The sequence below is a fragment of the Comamonas sp. Z1 genome (assembly GCF_008121555.1).
GTDB lineage: Bacteria > Pseudomonadota > Gammaproteobacteria > Burkholderiales > Burkholderiaceae_C > Comamonas > Comamonas thiooxydans.
Genome location: NZ_VOQT01000032.1, coordinates 1 through 26,407 on the forward strand (window position 1 = coordinate 1; position 26,407 = coordinate 26,407).

At 57.8% G+C, this 26,407-nt stretch carries 18 protein-coding genes and 4 pseudogenes; 9 read left to right on the forward strand and 13 right to left on the reverse strand.

Annotated elements, in window-relative coordinates; translation table 11 throughout:
- Positions 1 to 205: 205 nt before the first annotated feature.
- Positions 206 to 577 carry a response regulator transcription factor gene (locus FSY45_RS26300; RefSeq protein WP_041744508.1) on the reverse strand — a complete coding sequence of 124 codons (372 nt, stop codon included), beginning with the start codon at positions 575 to 577 and terminating at the stop codon, positions 206 to 208.
- Positions 578 to 688: 111 nt separating this feature from the next.
- Between FSY45_RS26300 and FSY45_RS26305 the strand changes: the two genes are divergently transcribed.
- The 3 genes from FSY45_RS26305 (at position 689) to FSY45_RS26315 (ending at position 4,128) form a co-directional block, all read left to right on the forward strand.
- Positions 689 to 1,297 (forward strand): helix-turn-helix domain-containing protein, encoded by a 609-nt coding sequence (locus FSY45_RS26305; protein WP_148748542.1) that lies wholly within the window; start codon positions 689 to 691, stop codon positions 1,295 to 1,297.
- On the forward strand, positions 1,294 to 2,043 hold the full coding sequence (locus FSY45_RS26310; RefSeq protein WP_012838094.1) for a response regulator: 750 nt from the start codon (positions 1,294 to 1,296) through the stop codon (positions 2,041 to 2,043). The genes FSY45_RS26305 and FSY45_RS26310 overlap by 4 nt, the downstream gene beginning before the upstream one ends.
- Positions 2,044 to 2,394: 351 nt before the next feature.
- A complete protein-coding gene (locus FSY45_RS26315; protein ID WP_148748543.1) occupies positions 2,395 to 4,128 on the forward strand; it encodes a methyl-accepting chemotaxis protein in 1,734 nt (577 codons plus the stop codon).
- Positions 4,129 to 4,237: 109 nt separating this feature from the next.
- Here the strand turns inward: FSY45_RS26315 and FSY45_RS26320 are convergent.
- The 4 genes and pseudogenes from FSY45_RS26320 to FSY45_RS26335 form a co-directional block, all read right to left on the reverse strand.
- Positions 4,238 to 4,429, reverse strand: a pseudogene (locus FSY45_RS26320) (IS3 family transposase); the annotation flags it as partial.
- Between the two features lie 320 nt (positions 4,430 to 4,749).
- Positions 4,750 to 5,445: a hypothetical protein gene (locus FSY45_RS26325; protein ID WP_148748544.1), complete on the reverse strand. Its 696-nt coding sequence runs from the start codon at positions 5,443 to 5,445 to the stop codon at positions 4,750 to 4,752.
- Positions 5,446 to 5,556: 111 nt separating this feature from the next.
- Positions 5,557 to 7,716 carry a ThiF family adenylyltransferase gene (locus FSY45_RS26330; protein WP_255443451.1) on the reverse strand — a complete coding sequence of 720 codons (2,160 nt, stop codon included), beginning with the start codon at positions 7,714 to 7,716 and terminating at the stop codon, positions 5,557 to 5,559.
- Positions 7,717 to 7,810: 94 nt separating this feature from the next.
- The gene (locus FSY45_RS26335; protein WP_148748545.1) at positions 7,811 to 8,968 is read right to left on the reverse strand and encodes a hypothetical protein; all 1,158 of its coding nucleotides are present in this window, start codon (positions 8,966 to 8,968) and stop codon (positions 7,811 to 7,813) included.
- Positions 8,969 to 9,769: 801 nt separating this feature from the next.
- On the opposite strand from FSY45_RS26335, the gene FSY45_RS26340 reads away from it, so the two are divergent.
- The 5 genes and pseudogenes from FSY45_RS26340 (at position 9,770) to FSY45_RS26360 (ending at position 14,094) form a co-directional block, all read left to right on the forward strand.
- Positions 9,770 to 11,290 carry an IS3 family transposase gene (locus FSY45_RS26340; protein WP_046462321.1) on the forward strand — a complete coding sequence of 507 codons (1,521 nt, stop codon included), beginning with the start codon at positions 9,770 to 9,772 and terminating at the stop codon, positions 11,288 to 11,290.
- Positions 11,291 to 11,346: 56 nt separating this feature from the next.
- Positions 11,347 to 11,595: pseudogene (locus FSY45_RS26345) on the forward strand (VirB8/TrbF family protein); the annotation flags it as partial.
- A complete protein-coding gene (gene trbG, locus FSY45_RS26350) occupies positions 11,592 to 12,593 on the forward strand; it encodes a P-type conjugative transfer protein TrbG (protein ID WP_046462320.1) in 1,002 nt (333 codons plus the stop codon). The pseudogene FSY45_RS26345 and the gene trbG, both read left to right, overlap by 4 nt.
- A gap of 2 nt (positions 12,594 to 12,595) precedes the next feature.
- Positions 12,596 to 13,852 (forward strand): annotated as a pseudogene (locus FSY45_RS26355) (TrbI/VirB10 family protein).
- Positions 13,849 to 14,094: a DUF2274 domain-containing protein gene (locus tag FSY45_RS26360; RefSeq protein WP_046462319.1), complete on the forward strand. Its 246-nt coding sequence runs from the start codon at positions 13,849 to 13,851 to the stop codon at positions 14,092 to 14,094. Before FSY45_RS26355 ends, FSY45_RS26360 begins: the two are co-directional and overlap by 4 nt.
- 549 nt (positions 14,095 to 14,643) lie before the next feature.
- On the opposite strand, the gene FSY45_RS26365 is transcribed toward FSY45_RS26360, so the two are convergent.
- The 8 genes and pseudogenes from FSY45_RS26365 to FSY45_RS26400 form a co-directional block, all read right to left on the reverse strand.
- Entirely contained in the window at positions 14,644 to 17,298 is a 2,655-nt protein-coding gene (locus FSY45_RS26365) for an excinuclease ABC subunit UvrA (RefSeq protein WP_148748546.1), read from the reverse strand.
- Positions 17,299 to 17,341: 43 nt separating this feature from the next.
- Positions 17,342 to 18,655 carry a replication-associated recombination protein A gene (locus FSY45_RS26370; protein ID WP_046462317.1) on the reverse strand — a complete coding sequence of 438 codons (1,314 nt, stop codon included), beginning with the start codon at positions 18,653 to 18,655 and terminating at the stop codon, positions 17,342 to 17,344.
- Positions 18,656 to 18,785: 130 nt separating this feature from the next.
- The gene (locus tag FSY45_RS26375; protein WP_046462316.1) at positions 18,786 to 19,559 is read right to left on the reverse strand and encodes a ZIP family metal transporter; all 774 of its coding nucleotides are present in this window, start codon (positions 19,557 to 19,559) and stop codon (positions 18,786 to 18,788) included.
- Positions 19,560 to 19,717: 158 nt separating this feature from the next.
- Positions 19,718 to 21,081 (reverse strand): annotated as a pseudogene (locus tag FSY45_RS26380) (NAD(P)/FAD-dependent oxidoreductase).
- Positions 21,082 to 21,099: 18 nt separating this feature from the next.
- Entirely contained in the window at positions 21,100 to 21,930 is an 831-nt protein-coding gene (gene fghA / locus FSY45_RS26385) for an S-formylglutathione hydrolase (RefSeq protein WP_046462315.1), read from the reverse strand.
- 55 nt (positions 21,931 to 21,985) lie between these two features.
- The gene (locus FSY45_RS26390; protein ID WP_046462322.1) at positions 21,986 to 23,317 is read right to left on the reverse strand and encodes a DUF3422 family protein; all 1,332 of its coding nucleotides are present in this window, start codon (positions 23,315 to 23,317) and stop codon (positions 21,986 to 21,988) included.
- A gap of 172 nt (positions 23,318 to 23,489) precedes the next feature.
- The gene (locus FSY45_RS26395; RefSeq protein WP_046462314.1) at positions 23,490 to 23,888 is read right to left on the reverse strand and encodes a VOC family protein; all 399 of its coding nucleotides are present in this window, start codon (positions 23,886 to 23,888) and stop codon (positions 23,490 to 23,492) included.
- 51 nt (positions 23,889 to 23,939) lie between these two features.
- Positions 23,940 to 25,049 (reverse strand): S-(hydroxymethyl)glutathione dehydrogenase/class III alcohol dehydrogenase, encoded by a 1,110-nt coding sequence (locus FSY45_RS26400; protein ID WP_046462313.1) that lies wholly within the window; start codon positions 25,047 to 25,049, stop codon positions 23,940 to 23,942.
- Between the two features lie 283 nt (positions 25,050 to 25,332).
- Here FSY45_RS26400 and FSY45_RS26405 point away from each other — a divergent pair, with 283 nt between their 5' ends.
- Entirely contained in the window at positions 25,333 to 26,238 is a 906-nt protein-coding gene (locus FSY45_RS26405) for a LysR family transcriptional regulator (protein WP_046462312.1), read from the forward strand.
- Positions 26,239 to 26,407: the final 169 nt, after the last annotated feature.

The following is a 26,407-nucleotide window of genomic DNA, read 5'->3' on the forward strand; positions in this document are numbered from 1 at the left end:
AGTCAGAAGTGGACCATGCCCATCCGGGATTGGAAGGCTGCGCTGACCCGCTTTACCATTCAGTTCGGAGACCGCATCTCCGTCAATTGAAGTCCGAACCGTTTACACAAAAATTCGGACACGCCCATGAACTGCTCCATTTGCGCCAGGGCGGCAGGATCGAAGCTTCGTGACTCGCTGTGCAATGCATCGCCTAGCTCTGACATCAAATGGTCCTCTCCAGACTTTCAATGACTTCGAGCAGCTTCAAGGTACTAAACGGCTTTACCAAGTACTCGTCGGCACCTGCATTTAGACCAGCTTGTCGATCATCGGCACTACCGCGCGCTGTCAACATGATCACTTGGGTATCGCGCAAGTCATCACTGTCTTTGATCAATTGACAGACTTCCAGGCCACTGAGCTTGCCCGGCATCATGACGTCCAGGAGGACTACATCGGGTTTGGTGCGCTGAGTGACCTCCCACGCCTCATCGCCAGTTGCGACCTCTTGCACTTCAAAGTCCCTGAACTCGAGCGTCATACGGATCAGCTTCCGGATGTCAGCATGGTCTTCAACGATGAGAATTTTTTTCATGAAAGAAGCCTTCAGGTTGGGTTCGCAACTTTTAACATTTCGTATCAGGTTTATCAATTATATCAATTTTGAATCAAATTTATCAATTGAATCTGATGCAAAATCTCTCGCATGTCAGAAATATGCGAACCAATAGATCAAATTGCGCACTTCACCACCGCAGAAGTTGCAAAAAAGTTAGGAATGGCAGTACGGTCGGTTCAGCTGATGGTGGACCGTGGGGAGCTCGAGGCATGGAAAACACCAGGCGGCCACCGTCGCATCACTCAAGTCTCGGTCGACGCATGGCAAGGCCGGCAAGCTAACTCAGGCGATCAAGCTCCGGAGCCTTCACCGCGCCTCAAGCCCAAGCAGCGCATCCTGCTCATTGAGGATTCGGTTCACTTCCAGAACCTCGTGCAATTGCTCATTCAGCGCCACTTCCCAGATGTCGAGCTACACGTTGCGCACGATGGCATTACTGGCATGGCTTTGTTTGGACGCATTCAACCCGACGTGATGCTGGTGGATATCCTGCTACCCGATATCAACGGAGCTGCACTGATCACTGCACTGAAGACGCACCCGCAATTCGCCCTATGCAAGCTGCTGGTCATCACATCCATGGATGAAGGAGAGCGTCAATCGTACGAATTTGCATTGAACGGAGTGCCCATACTGCACAAGCCCCGTTTGGTGCAAGACTTTCCAAAAGCCTTGAATGAGCTGCTAGTCTCATGAAGACCACACCTCCAGTGGTCGTGCTAGTCGAGGATGACCCTTTGATTACACGCTTCGTTGCAATAGCACTCGAAGACCTTTCACTGGATCTGGTGACATGCACAACTGCGGAAGAAGCCCAGCAGCTCATTCCGCTCAGCTCGTGTGCTTTGCTGATCACCGACATGATGTTGCCTGGTGCATCTGGTTTGCAACTCATCGAGTGGCTTCGCAAATCTTCGTTCTCCGCCTGCCCAGTAGTTGTCTTCAGTGCCGGGCTGGACTATTCACTCACCGAGTACCTTGAACAGCTAAGTGTCCGCCGAGTGCTGCGCAAGCCAGTGTCTGTCAAGGAGTTGGTGACTTGCATTGAGACTGCGCTCAATGCAAATATGGCAACTTCAGTTATGCATGCGGCAAGGACTTCTAATTTTGGCGACATGCATGTGGAGGAGTACGCCGTCAATACCTATTTTTGCGGCGATCGAGAGTTGTTTATCGAGTACAAGGCCGCTTGCGCGGTCCAGATGTCGACAGATCTCACTCTTGGCGCTCAGCATCTCTCCTCAAGTGACAGTGCTGGATTGCACCGCCTAGCACACAACCTGAAAAGTGTATTTCGTCTACTCGGACTTGAGACGGCCTCAGATATTGCAAGGAATCTTGAGGAAGCCTGTAAAGGCGCAGACTGGGAAAAAGTTCAAGCTCACTGGCACGTGATCCGAATGGAGATGCAACGTCTTGCTGCATGGGAAAAACCAGTTTAGGGGAGCAACCTGAGGCTTTCGCATAGTCAATGCAACGTCTCGGTTTGATGCGCTTTTTTGAGTGGGACCTTAAGTGCATTAATCGGACTACCAACTACGGTCGCGAGATATGGGTGAAAAACGCAGTCCAAAGATAGGCCTGCGATGCCTACCCGCCTTGAGACAGTCCGCAAGGACCATGGTAGGCATAGCGAAGCGCGCGATTGAGCATTCATTGACTACGAAGCGATCCCGCCTCTTTTTTCTTGATGCGCATCAACCTTCTTGCAATGTGTAAGTTGTTTGTAACCACGAAGCACAAAATCCAATGCGGTGCAGGCATAACAGTCGTCAACAGAAAAATCGCAAAACATGGAACGCTTCAAAATCTCCACCCGACTTACCATCTCATTCGCATTGATGGTCGTGCTCCTTGCTGTTCTGGGCGGCGTTGCACTCTTTGGTTCCTCGATCCAGCGTTCCGCGCTCGACGAGATCACTGAGAGACGAATCCCTCTCAGCCGCTCGCTAAACACCATTCTTGATGGGACCAATGAGCAGGCCATCCAGTTTCGAAACTTGGTGTTGTTCCAATCAGGAGACATCAAAGACTCAGCTCACACCAAGATTCGCGATGCTCGCACCTCTATCGCGGAACAGGTCAAGACATTGACCCAATTGATTAGCTCCGAAAAAGGCAAATCTCTACTGGAGCGTCTGCTAGTGCATCGAGCAAAGTTCCTTCAGCAAGGTGACGAGTTCATCGCGCTCGTGGACGGGAGCCGGCATGACGAGGCGTTGGCCATGCTTGAGGCCAAGCTACGTCCGACTCAGCTCGAGTATCAGCAGGTCATTCACGAGCTGCTCGCAGATCAAACCCAGCGCGCGGAAAAATCCAGCCAACAGGCGGAGACAGCTGCGAACCAACTAGTATGGGAGGTCCTGGTCACGGGTGCAATTGCTACAGTGATTGCCGTTTTCTTAGCCTTGGCGATTGTTCGCTCGATTACTCGCCCTTTGGCACAGGCTATGCAGGTTGCAAACCGCGTGGCTAGCGGGGATCTAAGCGCTTCAATTTCCGCCACGTCGAAAGACGAAATGGGTCTTCTACTTGGCGCACTAGAACGCATGCAACACAGCTTGGTAACGACAGTGACATCTGTGCGTTCCAACGCGCAGGGTGTTGCTGCTGCCAGTGCTCAGATTGCTGCTGGCAACAATGATCTGTCCGGAAGAACCGAAGAACAAGCAAGCGCTTTGGAGCAGACTGCTGCGTCCATGGAGCAACTGGGATCAACCGTTAAGCAGAATGCGGAACACGCCACTCAGGCAAACCAGATGGCCAAGAGTGCCTCTGTCGTGGCAATTGAGGGAGGCAAAGTGGTTGACCAGGTCGTCGCGACCATGAAAAGCATCGATGAGAGCAGCAAAAAAATCGCCGACATCATCAGCGTCATCGACAGTATTGCCTTCCAAACAAACATATTGGCATTGAACGCCGCAGTCGAGGCTGCCCGTGCCGGCGAGCAAGGCCGCGGATTTGCTGTGGTGGCCAGTGAAGTACGGGCACTTGCCGGACGGTCGGCCGAGGCTGCCAAAGAAATCAAGACATTGATTACCACCAGCGTCGAGCGTGTCGAACAGGGCTCGCTGCTGGTGGACAAGGCCGGCAGGACGATGACCGACGTGGTCTCTGCCATCGGCCGAGTCACCGACATCATGGGTGAAATCAGTGCAGCAAGCCAAGAGCAAAGCCAAGGGCTCGCACAGGTCGGTGAGGCTGCCACTCAGATGGACCAAACCACGCAACAGAACGCTGCGCTAGTCGAGGAAATGGCAGCTGCGGCCAGCAGTCTGAACCACCAGGCCCGGTCCTTGGTCGACGCTGTCGCAGTCTTCAAGCTTTCGGAGGAAATCAAGAGAAGCGGTTCAACTATGGCGATGACACATACAAGTGTGTCGAGGCAAAAAACAGCGGCAAACTTATCAAAGCCGCGTCAAGAGCCACTCGCATCGATCAAGCCAATTGTCGAGCGTCGCCCAGCGACAATTGCTGGAACTCAACGCTCCACAAGAGACAAAGACGTTGATTGGGAAACCTTCTAAAGAGAATCGTGAATGGCTAAGATCAGCTTGAAGCTGACGCTGGTATCGATCAGCCGGAATTCCGCTTCTCGCCGAACTCAGCCGTTCACGACCAGCAGCCTGATCAGCCACAACCGGCATAGGCGGTCAGTTCGACCGGAACACGTAAAGATGCCTTTGCCACTTTTTTCAAGGCATCTTTCGTCACCTCGTTTACAAGCAGAGCGTCAGCCAGCAGCCGTTTGAGAAGTCCGTTTTCGGCTTCTAGCTACTTTGCATCGGACACGCTCATGCCGCCGCACCTACTGCGCCACAGACAGTATCCTGTTCTAAGTTGGTGGTCTGATCGCGGAGAGTGACTTACAGTTCGAGGCACCCGTGACCTCATGCAGCGATTTTTGCTACAGCGCTTTGGAATTGAATCGACCAGCTATTCCTAGATAGCCACAAGCCTCACAGAATTGCGCCTCTCGAACTCTACTGGAGACAGGCCATCCGCAGCGTTCATGGCGCGCGATCAAGGGTTTAGAGCATTGCATGGCAATACTGAGACGTCGAATCCGAATTGAGCGCAGCGGGATATGTTGGTTTACCCAGACGCTCGGCACTGCCGCGCAACATCGGGAAACGGATAGTTGAGCTTCAATTGTTTGCTGGGGCCTGCGCCGATGCTGGCTTGCGCATTGCGGGTCTTGAACCAGCCACTTTTCGGCTGGCATGCACGGCCAGGACGTTCTGCACGAAGCGAATGCCCGTGGTTCTTCCGGCAGATGCCGCAATCAAATACTGCCCGAGAAACCAAGCTGCGGACGCCATCATGCGTGTTGAGTCGACGCCACCGAGGTACATGACCAGCGGGAGTGCCGGAACGAGCAGCAGCGACATCGCCGCGATGTCTCGGAACAGTAGGTAATTTTTATGGCTGTCCACGACCGAAGGATCGGAGTCAACTTGCTTGTACAGGCCGTACCATTTTGAATTCTGCTCTCTCTCCGCACTCGGGAATTCACCCACATTTTTCTTCAGTTTGTCCAGGTCGATCCGTGGGTCTGCAGGTGCATGTACGGAAAAAGCACGAGCGCCTGGCAACGGGTGCTGACGGCGCCAGAACACCAGGATGGCCTTGTGATCAGAGGAAATAAGCGAGGAGAGGATCAGCGCTGGGATAGGCAGCAATGTTGTCAAGCTAGCACGAATGACGGCGACTTTCGTCAGCGTTAGCTCGTCGATCGCGGTGTTGAATGCGATGACCAGGAGCACAAGGACATCTAAGACGAGAGTGGCGACCAACCAAGCCAGATTTCGGCCTTTCAGGGTCTTGCTGCTGTAGTCTTTCATGTCACTCATCCATCGTACTCCGCGGTGATCGTTTAGTGGCCGTCATCCCGTAATCAGTCCAGGCATCGCGTCCGAGAATTGCCAATCTGGCGAACATCCACGCGCAACGTGTCACTTCACCGTACCTTGCAAGATCTGCAGGTCTTGTTCCCCAACGATGAGTTGAATGGCGGGCAGGCCATCGTCAGCCATGCCCAGGGCCAGGTGAACGAGTTGCAAAAGGTCGTCTCGGCTGGGCGAGGCGGAATGTCCGGGTGGATGGCTGTGCCATTCACCGATGTAGCCGACAACGCCAGCGGTGCGACGGGAGGCTTCAGCGACCGCCTCCGCCAGGCCTGCAACGCCGCGCTCGAAGGAGCCTGGGCTGGACTTGCTATCTGGGGGAGGCGGCAGGCCTGCAACCACGACGACGGCGCTGATGTTGAAGTCATAGTATCCGAGCAGCACGCCGCCGGTTTCGTTCGGAAAGCCCTGCGCGCGCATGTCCCGAAGCTGCCGTTCCGCGTCCGCGTCAATGAACAGAGCGAACTCGCCAAGCTCCATGCGACGTTCGGTAGCCACGGACACATCGTGGACCTCCACCGCGCCGCGAACCGGATCACGCTGCCATATCCGGATCATTGCACTGTCTTGTGCAACTGCCGCTGGGATCTGCTCTGCCAAAGTGCTGGCCTGCCCCATGATCCGTGAGTAAGAAAGAACCATCGAAATGTCCCGGCAACTAGCGCCGCTCCAGAACGAGCTGGCATTGCCCGCGAGGTGATTGCTTCCCCAATTTTCCTGAATCAAGGCCCGGTAGTACTGGGCTTCGAGGGTCCGCAGGCGAATGTGCCGCAGGGCGTCCTCCGCGAGCAGCACGGCTGCGTTGCCGGTCGGCGTGACGAAGGCGGAAAAGTGCCTGGCGAAGTGATCGACCGCGCTGGCGGCTCGGGGGTATTCCAAGGTCGTTGAGGCATCAATCACCAGCTTCGCATTTGATAGTGCATCGGTAACTGCCCCTGGGCTGAAATCGCTCGCATCCGCGTCAAGTGGAGTGACCTCGGTAGCCCGACCCATCGCCGCTGCGTGCAAGTCCGCCACGACGGAGGCCTTGGAGCACCCAATGTGCTGCGAGTAGGCCGTATGCCTCGATAAGTTGTGCGGCTTGATGTGGTCTTTGTCGATGACGGTCCAGCGCCCCCAGCCGGCGCGTCCCCACAGGTTGAGCATTGCGCTGCCGAGCGAGCCGGCTCCAATCAGCACGCCGAGGGGGCCTTCGTCGGCGATACCTGACTGCGTCCTTGCCGCAACAGCATCGTTCCTGCGCAGCACGGTCATCGGCAGCAAAGGCTGTGTACACCATTCCGTGGTCGGCTTCGCGTCTATCAAACCGACTGCCCTGAAGTACTTCTTTTCAAGGACGAACAACGCGCCGGTAGCAACACCAAGTTCAAGTCCCCCCACCATCAGCACAAACGCGCGATGTGCCATGCCGACGGGATTCTCACCCTCGGCCCGGCAAAGAGGAATGTGGAGCAAGACAACTGTCGATTTGTCGTCGGCTGATGCCGCGACTCCGTTTTCGCCCACGCGCGCCTGCAGAATTGCTCGCAAGGTAGGCAGTAGCTCTATACCACGCCTGGAGAGAATGTCGGCTAGTTGCCCTAGGGTCGCAGGATCGCGCTCCACGAAGCCGTGCACAATCGGCGGCAGCACCAATTCAATGGGGGCCGTCGTACCGGTCTTGATGGCCGCATCCCTGGGAATTGCTTCCAGAAAGCACGTGAAGCCACCATCGGGGCGCTCTGGGCTTCGCGCAATGACAAAGCGATGCTCTGCACTCTTGTGAAGTGCTGGGAAGTTCCACGGCAAGACCAGCTCGTACTTGGTTGCGAAGAACAAATGCTCGACTGGCTGATCTGCCGGGTGCAGTTCGTGCCGCGCACTTTTTTCGAGCCACCATTGGATTCGACGCAGAAAACTCTGTGGTGTCCAGGTGCGCATCACGGCGGCTTCCGGTTCGAAGTAGAGGCAGAGGCTGGCAGGAGCGCCGGGGATGCCCTGGTTTTGGTGCATCAGGACCGGAAAGTCCTTGCGTAGCGCCAGCACCTCTACGAGCAGCTTGGGATTGCCCGACACGCACAGCGCAAGACGTTCCCTGTATCGGATACCGACGCTGTTTTTCGACGGAACGCCATCGCATTCGACATCGACGATGATGCATTCCAGCATCGGCGTTTCATCCTTGCCATAGTGCAGGATCTGCACGATCGTGAAATCGCGTTGCCGCACAATGGCATCGTGCAGCAGTTGGGCGCGGGGAATCGTCAGTGCCCCCCATCAGCAATCTCGACGACATTGGCCAGTTCGTGATATTCGTCGACCATCAGCCAGCTCGAGGGGGGGAGGACACGATGATGGCCGGCGCACCGATAGATGCGGACCGAACCCAACTAACGCCGCCGCTCGTGATTTCGAACTTGATGGGCTCCGGCTTGTTAGCGTTTGGCTCCTCCATCGTGACGAGGAACTTGCGGCCGCCAACTTCTTCCAAATACCGAACGTAGGCTTTTCGTGCCTGGATATGCGGTGGCTGAGTCTGGGTATACGAGTCACGCACGTCCGGGATTGGCTTGCTGCAACTGACGATATACGCGTCCGGCCTGCCCATACGCAGAAGGTCTTTGATCAATGGTTTCGGATCGGTTTCTCTGTCACCCTTCTCATCGCTCAGCGCGAGGTAGCTGCAATGGTGCGGGATGTTGTACAGATCCCATGCCAGCCTGTCCTCGTTCTTGTGGTACTGCGTCGTCTTGACTATTTCCTCCATGCTCTCCCAGGTTGCATCGCCGACCTCCAGATAGTCGAAGTGGGCGCCATCGGCGCGGAAGCGCACGTTGAAAACTAGCGATGCTTCGTTGCGGATCATGTCGCCTTCGTCGCAGTGCTTGATGAAGGGCGAGTGGCAGAAGAACTCTACCTGGTCCTTTGCAAGAGTGAAGCCGGGCACGATCGTGCCGGCGTCGATAAACAGGTGATCGCGCGCTGAGGGCGACTCGCCGCGTTCTTTCAAGATGGGTTCGAGCCAGTCTGCCAGTGCTTGGGGCTTCGAGAACACCAAGATGTCCTTGCCTTCCAGTAGCCGGTGCCGCGCCTCTTGCCGGAGCAGCACGAATTCTTCCATCTGATGATCATTGTCGGCCTGCTCCAACAGCATTGCGGCGGGCACCCAGAGTTCGCGAATCTTGATTCGGCCCTCGCCATGGTACTTCTTGGCATGCTGCAGTTCGAAAAATTCGGTGCTGCCCTGAATGTGGTCCAAGTCCGCATGGGTGAAGGCGACGACATCGAAATAGTCGCGGTCGGCCTTCTTCAGGTCGGCCCTCAGAGTCGCCTTGAGGTCAATTTCAGGCGTGCTCGGGTCCTCCGCCTTGGCTCCTCGATGGCAGAAGTCAAACAGGACACGACGACCGTTAGATAAGACGATCTGCGTCGTGTCACCGTTTCCGACCGGATAAAAGATGACTTGATGCTTTTCTGCCACGATTGATCCTCTCTGGAGTCAGTGGTCGATTATCCAAATTGGCACTCAACCACCAGGAGTGCTGCCAACACTATATGTAGTGCATCTAAGTTGGTCAACACGCTACATATAGTGTTGCTTCACCAATAGTACTGGACAAAATAACAGCCGTCTAGTGTGTGGTTCATTAAGACACATTCGGCTATTTTTTAGTTGCAGGGGGCACCGTCATCGGCTCGGGAGCCGTATTCAGCAGATATCGCTTATGGCGTACAGCAAGACCTAACTCAGCTTGTGACGAAACGGCCAAGACATGATGTAGCGCAAAGCTCAACTGAACTTGTGCCAACATGGGTTACGGGCATCCAGAAAAAACATCACCTCTGGCGTAATGCGGTTCATTTAACTAGTCGAAGCTGATTGGTCGGCTAATGAGCTGGAAGCTTTTTGACGACACTTGGCCGCTGACGCCCTCGTCTTTGTTTGGGCCGCAATTGCTCAGCCAGTCTCTGGTGAGTAATCCGCCTAAATTCCTACGTGCCGAGAAGTAGAGCTATGCGTACATGCCCGGGCTTAAGTTCGCAGCAACCGAGCACATGCAGCATGTTGGGGATATCTCCCGCACGTGTGAGCAAATTTTTCCCGGAGCCACATGTCAAATATGCGGCCTGAAAAATCAAACTTCAGTTGACCGAAGCAATAGCAAGCTTGGCGGGAGTACATGAGCAGCCCCAAAAGGCATGGTGTTGATTTCCACCCAGAATTGACCCGCTAGCCCCCGGGGGGATGCGGATGAAATCTTGGACTACTGAGAGGTAGTTCATGTATTCATACGAAGATCGAATCCGCGCGGTGACGCTCTACATCCAGCTAGGCAAACGAGTCGCGGCAACCATTCAGCAGTTGGGCTATCCCACCAAGAATTCGCTCAAGAGCTGGCACCGCGAGTACGAGCAGGGTCGAGCCTTGAAGACAGCGGTTGTTCGTCCACCGAAGTTCACCGCTGAGCAAAAGGCTCGGGCCGTCGAACACTATCTGACGCACGGGCGCTGCGTGGCTTTCACAATCAAGGCTCTTGGCTATCCCGGGAGGGCCTCACTTCACGCTTGGGTTCAAGAGCTCAATCCCCGGGCTCGGCCACGCCTGCTTGGAGCATCGTCGAACGAGCAGAAGCACGCTGCGGTGCTCGCACTGTGCACACGTCAAGGACGCGTCCAAGCCATTGCTGACGACGTTGGCGTGTGTCGAGAGACGCTGTACAACTGGCGCAATCAACTATTGGGGCCAGAGGCTCTCGCATCGATGAAGCGCTTCAATGATTCTTCAACGGGTTCGGAGCTGTCCCAGTTGGAGCAGAAACTCCAGACGCTACGTCGTCAAGTGAGGCGGTTGCAGTTGGAACAGGAGTTATTGAAGAAGGCGAACGAGCTCCTAAAAGAGGACCAGGGCATCGACCTTCATCTCCTGAGCAATCGTGAGAAGACACTTCTGGTTGATGCCCTGCGCCATGAATACTCACTTGCCGAGTTGCTCGCCTCGCTAGTCCTGGCTCGCAGCTCGTACTTCTACCATCGAGCTCGGCTCAACGCTGACGAAAAGTATGTCGCGGTGCGCCGAACGATCACGGACATCTTCGAGCGCAACCATGGCTGCTATGGCTACCGTCGCATCCAGGCCTCACTGCTCAGGCAATGCGTGCGGATCTCGGAGAAGGTGGTCCGGCGCCTGATGAAGCAGGAAGGGCTGGTGGCCGCTGCGCCCAAACGACGCCGCTACGGCTCCTACTTGGGAGAGATTAGCCCTGCACCTGAGAACTTGCTGAATCGCGACTTCAATGCCACTGCGCCTAACCAGAAGTGGCTGACCGACATCTCGGAGTTCCAACTACCCGCCGGCAAAGTCTACCTGTCGCCCATGATCGATTGCTTCGATGGAATGGTGGTGAGCTGGTCTATCGGAACACGCCCCGACGCTGAACTGGTCAACACGATGCTGGATGCCGCGATCGCCAAGCTCAATGACAGCGAAGTGCAACCTGTGGTTCACTCAGACTGTGGTGCCCACTATCGCTGGCCAGGATGGTTGTCACGCATCGCTGATGCCAAGTTAGTGCGCTCGATGTCACGTAAGGGGTACTCACCGGACAATGCGGCCTGTGAAGGCTTCTTCGGGCGGCTCAAAAACGAATTGTTTTATGCCCGCGACTGGCAAACCACGAGCATTGAGCAGTTCACGCAAGCTCTGGACGCGTACATCCGTTGGTACAACGAGCAACGGATCAAGATCTCGTTAGGGGCACGGAGCCCTGTTGAGTACCGCAGGGCCCTCGGGATTGCTGCATAACCGTCCAAGATTTATGCCGCATCCCCGTGGGTCAGTTATGCGTGGAAATTAACAGCAAGGAGTCGGTGACGGTGCAGATCACCAGCGTGACCCGCGCCAGCGACACGTCGTTCAACGTGCGCTGGACGGAGACGCGCTTCGTCAATGGCGCGCTGGATCGCACTGAACGCTGGAACGCCGTAGTTTCCATCGTGCAGCAGACGCCGCCCACCGAGCAGCGTGTGCGCAAGAACCCCTTGGGAATCTACGTCAATGGCCTGTCGTGGAGCCGTGAACTGGAAGCGAATGAAGGAGCAAAACCATGAATGATGTTTTCCGTAAATCCGTCTTGCCAGTGATTTTTCTGGCATCCGCCGTCTTGTTGGCAGGCTGCGCTTCGCAGGGCACGCCGCCGCCGCGGATTTCTCTCGATGAGCCGGTACCGGCCCAGCCGTTGCCCGAGGCGCCGAAGCCCGTGGAAGTGGTAAGCGTACCTGAACCTCTGGCACTTCCTGGGCAGATGAAGCCCTTGCCCGACACGGGCGAAGTGAAGCCTGCCGCCGAGCCGAAGGACGAAACGTTGCGCGTTTCCCGCGCCAATGCCGAGGCGCGCATGGCACCCACGCGCGAGGGCTATGCGAATGCCATTCAGGTCTGGCCCTTCACCGATGGCGCGCTGTACCAGGTCTATGCGGCTGTCGGCCGCGTGACGGTGGTTTCGCTGCAGCCCGGCGAGGAACTGGTGACGGTCGCCGCCGGTGACACCGTGCGCTGGATCGTGGGTGACACGTCCAGCGGCTCCGGCTCGGACTTGCGGGTGAACGTCATGGTCAAGCCGATTCGCTCTGGGCTGAAGACCAATCTGGTCATCACCACCAGCCGAAGGACGTACCTGCTGGAGCTGACCTCGACCGAGAAGACGTGGATGGCATCGGTGTCCTGGGAGTATCCGAAGGACAAGATGCTGGCCTTGCAGCGCCAGGCGCAGGCGGCCAGTACCGCCGCGCCGGTTGATAGCGGTCTGTCGCTGGAGAAGATCCGCTTTCGCTACACGGTCAGCGGGAGCAATCCGCCGTCGAAGCCGCTGCGCGCCTTCGACGATGGCGAGAAGGTCTATATCCAGTTTCCGCCTGGCATCGCCCAGTGCGAGCTGCCGCCGCTGTTCGTGATCGGCGCGCAGGGCGATGGGCAATTGGTGAACTACCGCTTCCGCTCGCCTTACTACATCGTGGATCGCCTGTTCGGCGCAGCCGAGCTGCGCCTGGGCGGGGACAAGGGCGACGTGGTAAGGATTGAACGTACCGATGGAACGCGGAGGAACTGAGCATGAGCCAGGATCAATCCCCCGATATCCCTATCCCATCGAAGGAGGCGCCCGAGGCGGTAGCGCTGCGCGCGCAGCCGCGCCCAGTCACGCGCCTGAACCGGCGCACGCTGGCCATGCTCACGGGCGGCATGTCGGTCGCCGTGTTTGGGGCCACGATCTGGTCATTGCAGCCGCATCGGCGCGGCGCGGGCGAGCAGACCGAGCAGTACAACGTGGATCGCGTGTCGAAGTCCGAGGGGCTGGATGGGTTGCCCTCGGACTACTCCAAGTTACCCAAGGTGCCTGAGCTGGGGCCGCCGCTGCCGGGCGACATTGGCCCAGCCATCGTGAAGGCGCAGCAGCCGGTGACGCCGACCTATGCGCCACCGGGCCACGACCCGGAGGATGCGCGGCGCAAAGAGGCCGATGCGGCAGCGGCTTCGTCGGTGTTCTTCCGCTCGGGCACGCCCGGCAAGCCCTCAGCGCCAGCGACTGCACAGGCGGCTGGCCCGACATTGGCCTTGGCGGGCTTCGACCCTCTGGCCGCTGGCCCAGCCTCGACGGCGGCCTAGCCTTCCGACCCCACCGCTGTGCAGAACCGGCAGGAGCAGAAAGAGGCTTTCCTGAAAGGCGGTTCTGCGGAAACCCGCAATTCCGGCAATCTGCAGATGCCGGCTTCGCCGTACCAGGTCATGGCCGGGACTGTGATCCCGGCGGCGCTGGTGACGGGCATCAAGTCGGACTTGCCGGGTGACGTGATCGCTACGGTGACGGAGCCGGTCTATGACACGGCTACCGGCAAATTCCTGCTGATCCCGCAGGGCTCGCGCATCCTGGGCAAGTACAACAGCCAGGTGAGCTATGGGCAAAGCCGCGTGCAGATGGTATGGAACCGGATCATCCTGCCGGATACGTCCTCGCTGACGCTCGACAATCTCGTGGGCAACGATCCGGCCGGCTATGCCGGCGTGGAAGACGAGATCGACCGGCACTGGGGCCGCATCCTGGCCGGCGCGGCGTTGACCACACTGCTGGGCTTGGGCGCCGAGCTGGCCGCGCCGGAGAACCGGCAGGGCGGCAATCGCATCGTCATTGCTACGCGCAATGGTCTGCAGGACAGCGTGAACCAAGTTGGGCAGGAGTTGAACCAGCGCAACATGAACATCCAGCCGACGCTGACGGCGCGGCCAGGGTTGCCGGTTCGGATTGTGGCGGCAAAAGATCTTGCCCTTCGTCCGTACCAGCCACTCTTCTATCAGCGCGGAGGCAACCGATGAGCATGGCCAGAAAACTTCGGTTGGGGCCGTTGCCCTCCAACAGTAGCGTCAAGTTGACCTTCACATGCCCGGCCAGCCTGAAAGCCGACCTCGACCGTTACGCGACGCTTCATGCTCAGGCGTATGGCGAGGCGGTCGATGCCATGGTGTTGATCCCGCACATGCTCGAATCCTTCATGACGGGGGATCGAGGATTCAGGAAGGGCGACAAGGCCAAGGCATCCACTCCCAAACCGGGTTGACCCTGTACGATTCCATCGCTGGCCACGCCTCAAATGCGCAGCTCAAGGCTGCGCGTTTTGGTTTTGGACTGTGCGCGAAACGCTGGCTGGAACGCTCCTGGATTTGCTGCCGCGATGCTCCCATGTGGCTCCTGGCCTACAAAGCGTCGGGAGGCCCCAGAGCCTAGAATTCGAGCTAACCCTTTGTCTTGTCAGCACTTTCGTGCCGATGCCGTCCCCCATCAGGGGCTTGACATCGGACATTTTTCATTGGTCGTGCTGGGCGTACTGTCCTAGTTTCCTTGGCCGTCCCTCGATCACGGAAAGATGCGCAGAAGGTGCGTTACCTCGATATGCTGCGTATCCCGGACGAACTGACCGCCTGTGCCGGTTGTGGCTGACCGGGCTAATGGTGGGCACCGACTGAGTTCGGCCAGAAGCTGTCGTCCGGTCGGCAGCCGTGAGCGGCAGGTCTGGGCTGCACTGAGTCATTCGGTTCTGGCCTGCCAAATTCCCCTCTGACCGACTTCGGACATGGACTGACCATAATCAGATAGACAAAACCCTGCCTCACGTCCGGGCCCGCGCTAATTCCTGCGCAAGAAACGGTGCAGTCCGGCTGTTGGTCGTTCGGGCCACCTGTCCCGGAGAACCGGCTATCACGATGCGGCCGCCGGCATCGCCTGCGCCCGGCCCCACATCAATCACCCAGTCGGCCTGGGCCACCGCACGCATGTCATGCTCGATCATCACCACTGTATTGCCGGCATCGACCAGGCGCTGCAACTGCACCAGCAGCCGGTCGGCATCCGATGCATGCAGACCGGTGGTCGGCTCGTCGAGCACGTACAGGCTGCGTCCGCGCTGACTGCGCTGAAGCTCTGTCGCTAGCTTGATGCGCTGCGCCTCTCCACCGGAAAGCTCGGTGGCCGGTTGCCCCAGGCGAAGATAGCCCAGTCCGATATCACGCAGCAGTTGTAGTGTCCTTGCCACTGCGCCTTCATCCATGAAGAATTCGCTGGCCTCTTCCACGGTCATCTGCAGCACTTCGGCGATGTTGCGCCCGTGCCATCGCACCTTCAGCGTGGCCTCGTTGTAGCGTGCGCCGTGGCACGTCGGGCACGGCGCGTACACGCTGGGCATAAACAGCAGTTCCACGCTGACGAAGCCCTCGCCCTCGCAAGTCTCGCAGCGCCCCTTGGCGACATTGAATGAGAACCGTCCGGCGTCATAGCGGCGGTGTCGAGCATCGGGCGTGGCGGCGAACAGCTTGCGGACGTGGTCGAACAGGCCTGTGTAGGTCGCCAGGTTCGAGCGCGGCGTACGTCCGATCGGCTTCTGGTCCACCTGCACCAGGCGCTGAATGGCGTCCACGTCGCCCGCCAGATGACCGCCGGTCGCTTCGATTACTGCTGGCCCTTCGCTGGATGCGTTTTCGGCCACATCGTCTTCAAGCTCGTGGCCCAGGTGCAGCAGCACCAACTCCGGCAAGGCCTGCGCTACAAGGCTAGACTTGCCGGAGCCAGAGATGCCGGTGACGGCTGTCAGCACGCCCAGCGGAATCCGTGCATCCACACCATGCAGATTGTGGCGGTGGATGCCCTGCAGCTCCAGCCAGCCCGTCGCTTCGCGCGCCCGGCTCCCCGGCGCGGGGATCTCATCGAACAGATAGCGGGCGGTGCGCGATTCCGCAATCTTGCGCAGGCCATCTGGCTCGCCGCTGTAGAGCACGCGGCCGCCACGCTCCCCAGCATCCGGTCCGACATCCACAAGCCACTGTGCGCGACGCATTAGCTCCAGGTCGTGCTCCACCACGAACACCGAGTTGCCAGCGTCGCGCAGCCGGTCGAGAGCGTCGTACAGGGCTTGGCTGTCGGAGGGGTGAAGCCCCGCCGAGGGTTCGTCGAGGACATACACGACGCCGAACAGCAGGGAACTCAGCTGCGTGGCCAGCCGCAGGCGTTGCAACTCGCCAGCCGAAAGCGTCGGCGTGGCCCGGTCCAGCGTCAGGTAGCCTAGGCCCAGCCCGCGCAGCTGACGCAGGTGTGCCATCACGCCACTGGCCAAGCGCTGCGCGGCGAGACGCTTTTCTTCCGACAGCGCTGAGGTGCGGCGCACGTCGGGCGATACCGCCTGCACGGCACGACCGGAGGTCGCGCGTTCTGCACGGTCGCGCCGGGTTGCCTCTTTGTCCGTGGCCGCTCCCGCTGCATGGGCGCGGAAATCACCCTGGGCGATGGGTTCGAGCAAGGCCGCCAGTCGGTGCAGCGGCATCTGCATGAACGCGCCGATGTCCACACCGGCGAAAGTGATCGACAGTGCCTCAGGCTTGAGCCGCTTGCCTTGGCACGTGGGGCACGGCTTGCCCTCCATGAACCGGGACACGCGCTTTCTCATCAGCGCGCTCTGGGTGTTGGCGAAGGTGTGCAGCACATGCCGGCGGGCGCCGGTGAAGGTACCCATGTAGCTTGGCTCCATCTTGCGCTTGAGCGCGGCGCGGGTTTCAGCAGGTGTGAAGCCCGCGTACACCGGCACCGTCGGTGTTTCCTCGGTGAACAGAATCCAGTCACGATCCTTCTTCGGCAAGTCCTTCCACGGTCGGTCCACGTCGTAGCCCATACTGACCAGGATGTCGCGCAGGTTCTGCCCCTGCCAGGCGGGCGGCCACGAGGCAATCGCCCGCTCGCGGATGGTGAGCGATGGATCGGGCACCATGATGGCCTCAGTCACCTCGTACACATGACCCAGGCCGTGGCAGGTCGGACATGCCCCCTGCGGCGTGTTAGGGGAAAAATCCTCGGCGTACAGCATCGGCTGACCGGCCGGATAGGCTCCGGCGCGGGAATACATCATCCTGACCAAGCTAGACAGTGTGGTGACGCTGCCCACAGAAGAACGCGCATTACTGGCTCCGCGTTGCTGCTGCAGCGCCACCGCTGGCGGCAGGCCGTCGATCGCATCGACATCTGGCACGCCGGCCTGGTCGATCAGGCGCCGTGCATAGGGAGCCACCGACTCGAAGTAGCGCCGCTGGGCTTCTGCATAGATGGTGCCGAAGGCCAGCGAGGACTTCCCGGAGCCGGACACACCCGAGAAGACAACCAGCGCGTTGCGCGGGATGTCGACGTCCACATCCTTGAGGTTGTGCTCACGCGCTCCGCGCACCTGCACGAGGCCGCTGGCGGCAGCAGTACAAGAGGATTCACCGAAAGAAGGGTTGGGCATGTTCTTATCCTGTAGTTCATGAGCCGATTTCGGGGGCGATCGGTCAAGAATCCGCCTCTGGCGGCATCTCATCGTCGAGCGAACGTAGCCAAGTGAGCCGTTCACCCAGCTTGCGCTCAACGCCTCTGTCGGTTGGTTGATACCAACCCGGCCGCGCCAAGCCCTCAGGAAAATAGGTTTGCCCAGCGGCATAGCCATTGGGCTCATCATGGGCGTAGCGGTAGCCTTCGCGATATCCCATCTGCTGCATCAGCTTCGTCGGCGCATTGCGAAGATGGAGTGGTACAGGCTGGGAGCCGCTGCGCTTGACGAACGCCTTGGCCTGGTCCCACGCGGCATATGCGGCATTCGACTTGGGGGCCAGAGCGAGGTAAGTCACCGCCTGGGCCAGCGGTATCTCGCCTTCGGGCGAGCCCAGCCTGTCGTAGGCCAACGCGGCATTGAGTGCCAATTGCAGCGCCTGCGGGTCTGCATTGCCGATGTCTTCGCTGGCCATCACCACCATGCGACGGGTCACCTGACTCACATCACCGCTGCCATCGAGGATGCGGGCCAGCCAATACAGGGCCGCATCGGGGTCGGAACCCCGCAGCGATTTGTGGAATGCCGAGAGCTGCCAGTAGAACTCGTCGCCGCCCTTATCGAAGCGGCGCAGCGACGGACTGGTGGACAACCTGGTGAACTCGCCATCGATCAGCGGTTTGCCGGCGCCCGCCGCCGCATTTGTCACCTGCTCAAGCAGATTGAGGAAGCGCCTGCCATCGCCATCGGCGAAGCCCTTGAGCAAGTCCAGCGCGTCCGCCTCCAACGTAATGCCCTGCAGATGCGGCAGCGCGCGTGCATAGAGCTGCTGCATCTCTTCGCCAGACAGCGGCTCCAGTGTGTAGACCTGAGCACGAGAGAGAAGGGCGGAATTGACAGCCAACCCCGGATGCTCCGTAGTCCCACCCACCAGGGTAAGCAGACCCGACTCGATATGGGGCAACAACGCATCCTGCTGCGCCTTGTTGAAGCGATGGATTTCATCGACGAAAAGGACTGTAGAACGACCGTGGTTATCCAGTTCAGCCTGGGCTTCGTCGATGGCTTGCCGAATGTCCTTTACCCCGGCCAGCACGGCGGAGATGGCGATGAAGCGGCTGTCGGTCACGCTGGCGGCTAGACGGCCCAGGGTGGTCTTGCCCACGCCCGGTGGCCCCCAGAGGATGAACGAGTGCAGCTTGCCCGACTCGAATGCGAGGCGCAGCGGCTTGCCGGGGCCAAGCAAGTGCCTTTGCCCGACGAATTCATCCAGCGTCTTGGGACGCAGTAGTTCGGCCAAGGGAGGCTTGGGCTTTGTCGTGAATAGATCGGTCAAGTTCGTCTCCCAGGCATTTCAAAAAATGATTCCGATGACGCAGGTTCTTGTGTAAGCACACGTATTTCTTCAATCCCAACATTTGAGTTGACTGGAACCAGTCAGCGACTGCGCTGGATTACCCCTTGGTTCACAAGGCGCTATTGCCATGAGACAGCGAGTTCACTACGGCAACTATCGCGATCCCAAGCAGAAGCCAAGCCACTTGTATCGTGGCGTCCTTCGCCGTTCGGCGTTGCTGCATCCGGGGTATTACGTCTGAGAGAGCCACATAGATAAAGCTGCTCCCAGCGACAGCCATCAAGAATGGTTGCCAATGCTGTAGCTTTTCAAGCAGAAGATATCCACTCACACCTCCTAATGCTGTCATCCCGCCAGCCATGGTGAGTTTCAGAACCGCAGAACCTCGATAACTCCCCTCCCGTAGAACGGCCAGATCACCCATGTGATGAGGTATCTCATGCGCTGATACTGATGCGGCAGCAATCGCGCCCAATCGAATGTCCACGATGAACATAGAAGCGATCAGAACGCCGTCACCGAAACAATGAACACCATCACCAATCAGCAATGCCCAACTGGAGCCTCTGTGAGAAGGGCTTGTATGTTCATGGTCGTGCGGGTGATGCCATAGCTCTGCCTTGCCCAAAAGAAAAAAGAAAACCAAGCCCGCAAGAATGACCAAGAAGAGCTCATGCGCATCTACATTGCTTTCAAGCGCTTCAGGCAGCAGATGAGTGAGGCTTGTAGTTAAAAGTGCGCCAGCTGCCAAACCAAGAAAGCCTTGCTGCGCGTAACTAGTCTGTCCATTGCTTGCCCTGGTACGGGCGACCAACAGATAGGCTATCCAGACGCTCCCTATGCCCGCGGCCAGCGTTGCCAGGATGATGATCATCAGTGACATAGATTTTGTACGTAGTTAGTAGGCCAATGGATGTGAAAGAGCAGCTGTCTTGCCTGAATTGCCAACTGGCTACTTGACTGCGCGGCCTTGCGCGCTGTTTAGAACAACCAGCTGTCTTATCCAAGCTACTGACGATCAACGTCAATTAAGCAAGACGATCAAGAATCCGTACTGCACCCAAACGTGGTCTTGCCTACTCCGGAGCATGGTCCTCTAATCCTAAGGTCTGGATTTACCCAACGCCATAGGCTTAGGGGGTGGTCCTTGCTCGGGCTTGTCCGAAGGATGATGCGAGAGCCTCGGTAGCCAATGCTGTGGTTCCATACCCAACTCAAGGCAACGCTAAGGCGATTTCGAGTACCAATAAGAAAGTAGATATGCGCGAGTTTCCAAATCCACCATGCAAACGCTCCGCGCAGCTTCACTCGTCCCATGTCAATGTACGGCCTATGGTTGCTAGGTTCCCCTGATGTCGGTATTTAAAGGGACCATCGCTGGGCTTACCCTTCAAGCGTCGCCCAATCAGGCTAGCAACGTACTTGCCTTGCTGTTTTGCTGCTGGTGCAATTCCTGGGACAGGCTTTCCATCAGGCATAGTGCACGAGGCCGTATCGCCGATGGCAAAGATCTCAGGGTGTCCCGCCACCGTCAGGTCGGCCCCAACGACAACTCGGCCAGCACGATCAGAGGCAGCACCCAAGCAGCGGGCTGCAGGAGACGCTTGGACTCCGGCGGCCCAGACGATGGTCTTGGCCGAAAGGGGATTGCCGCTATACATCACGCCGTCGGCCGAGCATTCGGTGACCGGCGTACCCAGCACGACCTCGACCCCGAGCTTTTCGAGCGCCTGGCGCGTATAGGCCGAAAGATCCTCGGGAAAGACGGACAACAGGCGTTGACCAGCCTCGATCAGTACAACCCGCGACGTGCTTGGATCGATGGAGCGAAAGTCTCGCGCCAGCGTGTCTCGTGCAAGCTCCGCGATGGTGCCCGCCAGTTCCACCCCGGTGGGGCCGCCACCAATGATGACGAAGGTCTGCAACGCAGCGCGTCGTTGCGGATCGCTCGTGCGCTCGGCCTCTTCGAATGCAGCCAGAATTCGGCCGCGGATGGTCGTGGCGTCCTCAAGAGTTTTCAGGCCTGGGGCAAAAGGCTCCCATTCGTCATGCCCGAAATAAGCGTGGGTCGCGCCTGTAGCGAGCACGAGCGTGTCATAGGGCTGGCGCGATCCATTGCTGATAATGACTTCACGTGCGTCCGTGTCTACACCTTCCACTTCGGCCATCAACGTGTTCACTTCCGGCCGATTGCGAAAGAGATAGCGGATAGGCCAAGCGATCTCCGAGGTAGATAGGGACGCCCCTGCGACTTGGTAAAGCAAGGGTTGGAACAGATGATGATTGCGCCGATCAATGATCGTCACATCGACCTCGGTGCCAGCTAGCTCCTTGGCAACTTCGATCCCACCGAAGCCTGCCCCAATGATGACGACGTGATGTCGGTCTGTAGAGGTCCTTAGCATGATCTGATCTCCTCTTGGTCAGCGGTTCAACGCTGACGCATGGTGTGCCATGTGTTCGCCAATGAAGCTGGCAATGAAGTAGTAGCTGTGGTCGTGGCCTGGCCGCAGGTTCAATGTCAGCGGATGCCCCGTTTCCTCACACACTTTGCGCAGCAGTTCGGGACGCAATTGACTCTCAATGAACTCATCGTTCAAACCCTGGTCTACCAGTAACGGCAAACGTTCCTGTGCGGTACGGATCAATTCCACCGAGTCGAATTGCTTCCATGCATCCTGATCACTGCCCAGGTAAGCTCCAAAGGCCTTTTGTCCCCACGGCACTTGAGTAGGAGCCACGATGGGGGAGAAGGCAGATACGCTGCGATAGCGGCCAGGATTGCGCAGGGCGATGACTAGAGCTCCATGTCCACCCATGGAATGGCCACTGATGCTCCGCTCCGTCGTTACAGGAAACTGCGCCTCGATACGTGCAGGCAACTCATCCACCACGTAGTCATACATCCGATAGTTTGCCGCCCAGGGCTCCTGTGTCGCATTGACATAGAAGCCTGCCCCTTGCCCGAGGTCATAGGCCGGATCGTTGGCAACACCTTCACCGCGAGGACTAGTATCCGGTGCGATAACGGCAATGCCATACTCTGCAGCGAAGCGCTGAACAGCGGACTTGGTGGTGAAGTTTTGCTCCGTACAGGTGAGGCCCGATAGCCAGTAAAGCACCGGCACTTTGCCGTGCTGCGCCTGTGGAGGCAGGTAGACACCGACCTTCATCGTGCAACCGAGCGTCGTCGATGCGTGCTGATAGACGTCCTGCCAGCCATCAGAGCTGGCGTGATGTTCAATGCGTTCCATGTTGTTTCCAATATTCATAACTGCGCAGCCATTGCGCACCAAGCCAGCTGCGCTGTCAGGAGGATTTCACTTCTGCTGCCGGGTCGCCGTGGGCGTGCCTAATCCTGCGGACCGTCCACCAGATGGCTAGCATCACCACAGGCACCAGGACGGCCGTTACTGGCGCTACCACGTCGTGAATGACGGGAATGCCTTTGAGCAGATAGCCCAGCAGACTCACGACGTAATAAGAAATTGCCGCGACAGACAAACCTTCAACCGTTTGCTGAAGGCGCAACTGCATCTTGGCCCGGTCATTCATCGACGCGAGTAGGTCCCGATTTTGTCGTTCGAGCTCAACGTCGATCCAGGAGCGCAGTAGCGAAATGGATCGATTCAACTTGTCTGAGAGCTTTGCCTGACGCTCCTTTACGGACTGGCAGGTCCGCATGGCTGGAGCGATGCGACGCTGTAGAAAATCTGCCCATGTGCAGTAACCGGACACTGCCTCTTCCGAGAGAGAAGACAGTCTTTCCTCGACGATCTCGTAGTACGCACGGCTTGCGCCAAAACGATAGAGGTTTGCCGCAACACCGGCTTCCAGCTCCGCAGCTAGGCGAGTCAATTCGGCGAGCAAAACGTCACTGTCCCTCCTTCCGGCCAAACTGGTGCACATCTCGTCTGTAATGGCTGCCAGTCTTGACTCCATACGTCGAAGTTCGTGCGTCATAGAACGAGTCAACGGAAGGGATAACAATGCCAACGTCCGATAAGTTTCGATCTCCAGCAGACGTTGAGCAAGTGCTCCAGCACGCGCAGGATTCAAATCTCGAGCGAGTATGAGAATGTGCGTCAGACCATCCACATCCTGACGAAAGTCGGTCAAGACAGCGGCAGAGCCATTCTCCACCAGCGAGTAGCACAAGCTGGCTGGATCAAAGCGCTCAGCTTCCTTCTCAGTTTCCGACGTCCATGGAAGTAGCCTCAAGCTAATACCGCACACCACAGGACCGGGAGGAAAAAATCCGTGCTTGAAGGGGTTTGCACCGCATGGCTCACCACTCTCAGCATCCAGCGCTGCACACCAGAGGTACGTAGAAAATTCAGTGTGTTTTTCGCAGTGCAGATCTCCCTCGTCCCATGTCAACCCGTGAAGAGGAGTGGCATGATCGGGCTCTGCAACGCCGAAGCGATGAGACAGCTCACTCATCGCAGCTTGGTCCTTTGCAGCGTCGCCTTCGGTCATGAAGGCGAACTGCAATATGCCCCGAGGGGCTTCTATCAGCAGATGTGGGCGCGCATGCACTTCACCGACCGCAGCATCACGATCGGCATAAGCCGGCATGCCATACACGGTGGCGGTGTGAGTGGGTTCTGCGGTCGCATTGACGTTTGCTGGTTCTTTCACACCGACCTCATCTCTCATAGTTTGAAAATCACCGCGCTTCACATTTATTGCCCAGGACCAAGCACAAGGTACGTGGCCATGGGCCGGTCTTCAGATGATTCATGCTCTGGGATTTGGCCGGTACCGGCTCTACATGTAGACCCAGCACCGGCTTTGTCAGAGCTATTTCAGCTTAGATGAAGGTGTAAGAGCAGACCTTGTTGCCAGCGGGATCGCGCAGATACGCTGCATAAGCGCCAGGCAGATGACCGCGAGGACCCGGTTGACCCTCGTCGGTGCCACCAGCTGCAAGGCCAGCTGCATGGAAAGCATCCACTTCAGCAGGAGAGGCAGCTGCGAAGCCTACTGTCACGCCATTGCTGGAGGGAGCTTCGCCATTGCCGGGGCGGGCAATGATGAAGGCTGGCTTTTCGCGGCCGTAGAGTACCCAGCCATTGCCGAAAGGACCAAGGTTATTGATGCCGAGAGCACCCAGCGCTGCATCGTAAAACGCGGCCGATTTTTGAACATCGGCTGCACCGATAAAGACGTGCGAGAAAATGCCGTCACCGGAGATAACAGGAGTAGACATGGAAGTTCTCCTTGATATTTGCTGTTGAAAAGATCGTTATTGATCAGCGGGTTAGTAATGAATCACGGTACGAATCGACTTACCTTCATGCATCAGGTCGAAAGCTTTGTTGATGTCGTCCAGACCCATGGTGTGGGTGACGAACGGGGCGAGATCAATCTCACCTTTCATCGCGTCCTCCACCATGCCGGGAAGTTGGGTGCGTCCCTTGACGCCACCAAAAGCGGAGCCCTTCCAGGTACGGCCAGTGACCAACTGGAATGGACGGGTCGATATTTCCTTACCTGCACCTGCCACGCCGATGACGATCGATTGGCCCCAGCCACGGTGGGCTGCTTCCAATGCAGAACGCATCACATTGACGTTACCAATGCATTCGAAAGTGTGATCAACCCCCCAGCCAGTCATTTCGATAAGCACTTCGTGAATTGGCTTCTCGAAGTCTTTCGGGTTGATGCATTCGGTCGCCCCGAAGGTACGAGCCAGCTCAAACTTGGCAGGATTCGTGTCGATGGCGATGATGCGACCCGCTTTGGCTTGGCGTGCCCCCTGAATAGCTGCCAGACCAATACCGCCCAAGCCGAAAATAGCGACGGAATCACCTGGCTGCACCTTGGCCGTGTTGTGCACAGCGCCGATGCCGGTGGTAACACCGCAACCGAGCAAGCAGACATGCTCCGGATTCGCGTCCGGGTTGATTTTGGCCAGCGAGACTTCGGCGACGACTGTGTATTCGCTGAAGGTCGAGCAGCCCATGTAGTGATAAAGCGGCTGACCGTTGTACGAAAAACGGGTCGTGCCATCGGGCATCAGGCCCTTGCCCTGTGTGGCGCGAACGGCGACGCACAGGTTTGTCTTCCCCGACCTGCAGAACAGGCACTCGCCGCATTCGGCCGTATAGAGCGGGATGACATGATCGCCAGGCTTCACGCTGGTGACACCTTCACCCACCTCAACGACGATGCCCGCGCCTTCATGACCCAACACTACCGGGAAGAGGCCTTCAGGGTCATCGCCCGACAGGGTGAAGGCGTCGGTATGGCAAACGCCGGTGTTCGTGATCTTGATGAGCACCTCGCCCTTACGCGGTGGCTCAACGTCGATCTCGACGATTTCCAGAGGCTTACCAGGCCCGAAGGCCACTGCTGCACGTGATTTCATGATGTTGTTTCCTTTACTAACTAAATTTGACGTCAGCGATGATGAATATTGAGCACATCAAGCGCCGCCAAGAACGCAACTGGCTTCGCGATCGCTGCAGTGCAAGGTGCCGTAGTAGGTGGTGATCTATGCAGAAGTATTCATTCGCGGTTCCTGTGGAGTTGCTCTGGAATCGAAGTATGTGATTCCGCAAAACTCTTGTATATGGAATTGATTCGATTTATTAATTCCAATTTATGGAATAATAAACACGCAGTGGAACTGACCAGGTGAAGCGCTCGTCATGAACAAGGAAATTGAACTGCTGCGTATCTTTCGAGTGGCGGCCGAAAGCAGCAGTTTTCGCGATGCGGCCGTCCGGCTCAGTACTTCCCCGCAAGGCGTTACACGCGCGATCCAGCAGCTGGAGCAACACTATGGCGAGGTGTTGTTTCATAGAAGCACGCGCCAGGTACGCATCACTGCGTTTGGTGAAGGTTTGTTAGACCAGGTGCGCCCCGCATTGGAGCGGTTCGAGGAACTCTGGCGAGTTCCTGGGCGTGACGAGCAGACATCCCTCTCTGGCACGGTTCGCATCACGGCACCGCTCAGCTTAGGCACCAGGGCGGTTCTGCCTGCACTGGAGCGCGTGGCCGCGCGTCATCCCGCAATCACACTGGATGTCCGTTTGTCCGATCGCATCAGCAATACGGTTGAAGAAGGGATAGACGTTGGCGTCAGACTCGGATTTATGCGCGATAGCCGCTTTGTCGCGCGAAAGGCCGCCGACATGAAATTTCCAATCGTTGCCGCACCGCATTTGATCAGAAAAGTTGGCGCACCTGACACCATTGATGCCCTCAGTAGACTGCCGACCACTGCGTCTGTCGATCTCAATACAGGCCGCCCCTGGCCTTGGTATTTCAAAGCGGGACGCCAGTGGACACCCATTGCTGCTGCAATCATCGTCGATAATGCCGACATGGAATTGGGGGCGGCGTTGGCAGGCATCGCCTTTGCACAACTGCCAGACTACGTAGTCGCCCCATACATTGCCAGCGGAAAGCTTGTGCGCGTGCTGGAGAAAGAAGAATCTTCAGCATGGGGTTTGTACGTTTATCGGCCGCAGCGCGGCCCGGTCTCGGCAAGAGTTCGGGCGGTATTTGATGAAATGTTGGCTGCCGTTAAATCGTTGCCGGCATTGAGGTGACACGCCACCACGCGTCGTAGGTAGGGCCTAAGCTTCGGAAGCGAGGGCGTGTCCGAATTTTTGTGTAAACGGTTCGGACTTCAATTGACGGAGATGCGGTCTCCGAACTGAATGGTAAAGCGGGTCAGCGCAGCCTTCCAATCCCGGATGGGCATGGTCCACTTCTGAC

Bases quoted from the DNA above. Each gene is read 5' to 3' on its own strand.
- FSY45_RS26300 (WP_041744508.1), bottom strand. From the start codon at position 577: ATGAAAAAAATTCTCATCGTTGAAGACCATGCTGACATCCGGAAGCTG.
- trbG (WP_046462320.1), top strand. From the start codon at position 11,592: ATGAATGATGTTTTCCGTAAATCCGTCTTGCCAGTGATTTTTCTGGCA.
- FSY45_RS26325 (WP_148748544.1), bottom strand. From the start codon at position 5,445: ATGAAAGACTACAGCAGCAAGACCCTGAAAGGCCGAAATCTGGCTTGG.
- FSY45_RS26395 (WP_046462314.1), bottom strand. From the start codon at position 23,888: ATGTCTACTCCTGTTATCTCCGGTGACGGCATTTTCTCGCACGTCTTT.
- FSY45_RS26400 (WP_046462313.1), bottom strand. From the start codon at position 25,049: ATGAAATCACGTGCAGCAGTGGCCTTCGGGCCTGGTAAGCCTCTGGAA.
- FSY45_RS26405 (WP_046462312.1), top strand. From the start codon at position 25,333: ATGAACAAGGAAATTGAACTGCTGCGTATCTTTCGAGTGGCGGCCGAA.
- FSY45_RS26375 (WP_046462316.1), bottom strand. From the start codon at position 19,559: ATGTCACTGATGATCATCATCCTGGCAACGCTGGCCGCGGGCATAGGG.
- FSY45_RS26310 (WP_012838094.1), top strand. From the start codon at position 1,294: ATGAAGACCACACCTCCAGTGGTCGTGCTAGTCGAGGATGACCCTTTG.
- fghA (WP_046462315.1), bottom strand. From the start codon at position 21,930: ATGGAACGCATTGAACATCACGCCAGCTCTGATGGCTGGCAGGACGTC.
- FSY45_RS26360 (WP_046462319.1), top strand. From the start codon at position 13,849: ATGAGCATGGCCAGAAAACTTCGGTTGGGGCCGTTGCCCTCCAACAGT.
- FSY45_RS26305 (WP_148748542.1), top strand. From the start codon at position 689: ATGTCAGAAATATGCGAACCAATAGATCAAATTGCGCACTTCACCACC.
- FSY45_RS26315 (WP_148748543.1), top strand. From the start codon at position 2,395: ATGGAACGCTTCAAAATCTCCACCCGACTTACCATCTCATTCGCATTG.
- FSY45_RS26365 (WP_148748546.1), bottom strand. From the start codon at position 17,298: ATGCCCAACCCTTCTTTCGGTGAATCCTCTTGTACTGCTGCCGCCAGC.
- FSY45_RS26340 (WP_046462321.1), top strand. From the start codon at position 9,770: ATGTATTCATACGAAGATCGAATCCGCGCGGTGACGCTCTACATCCAG.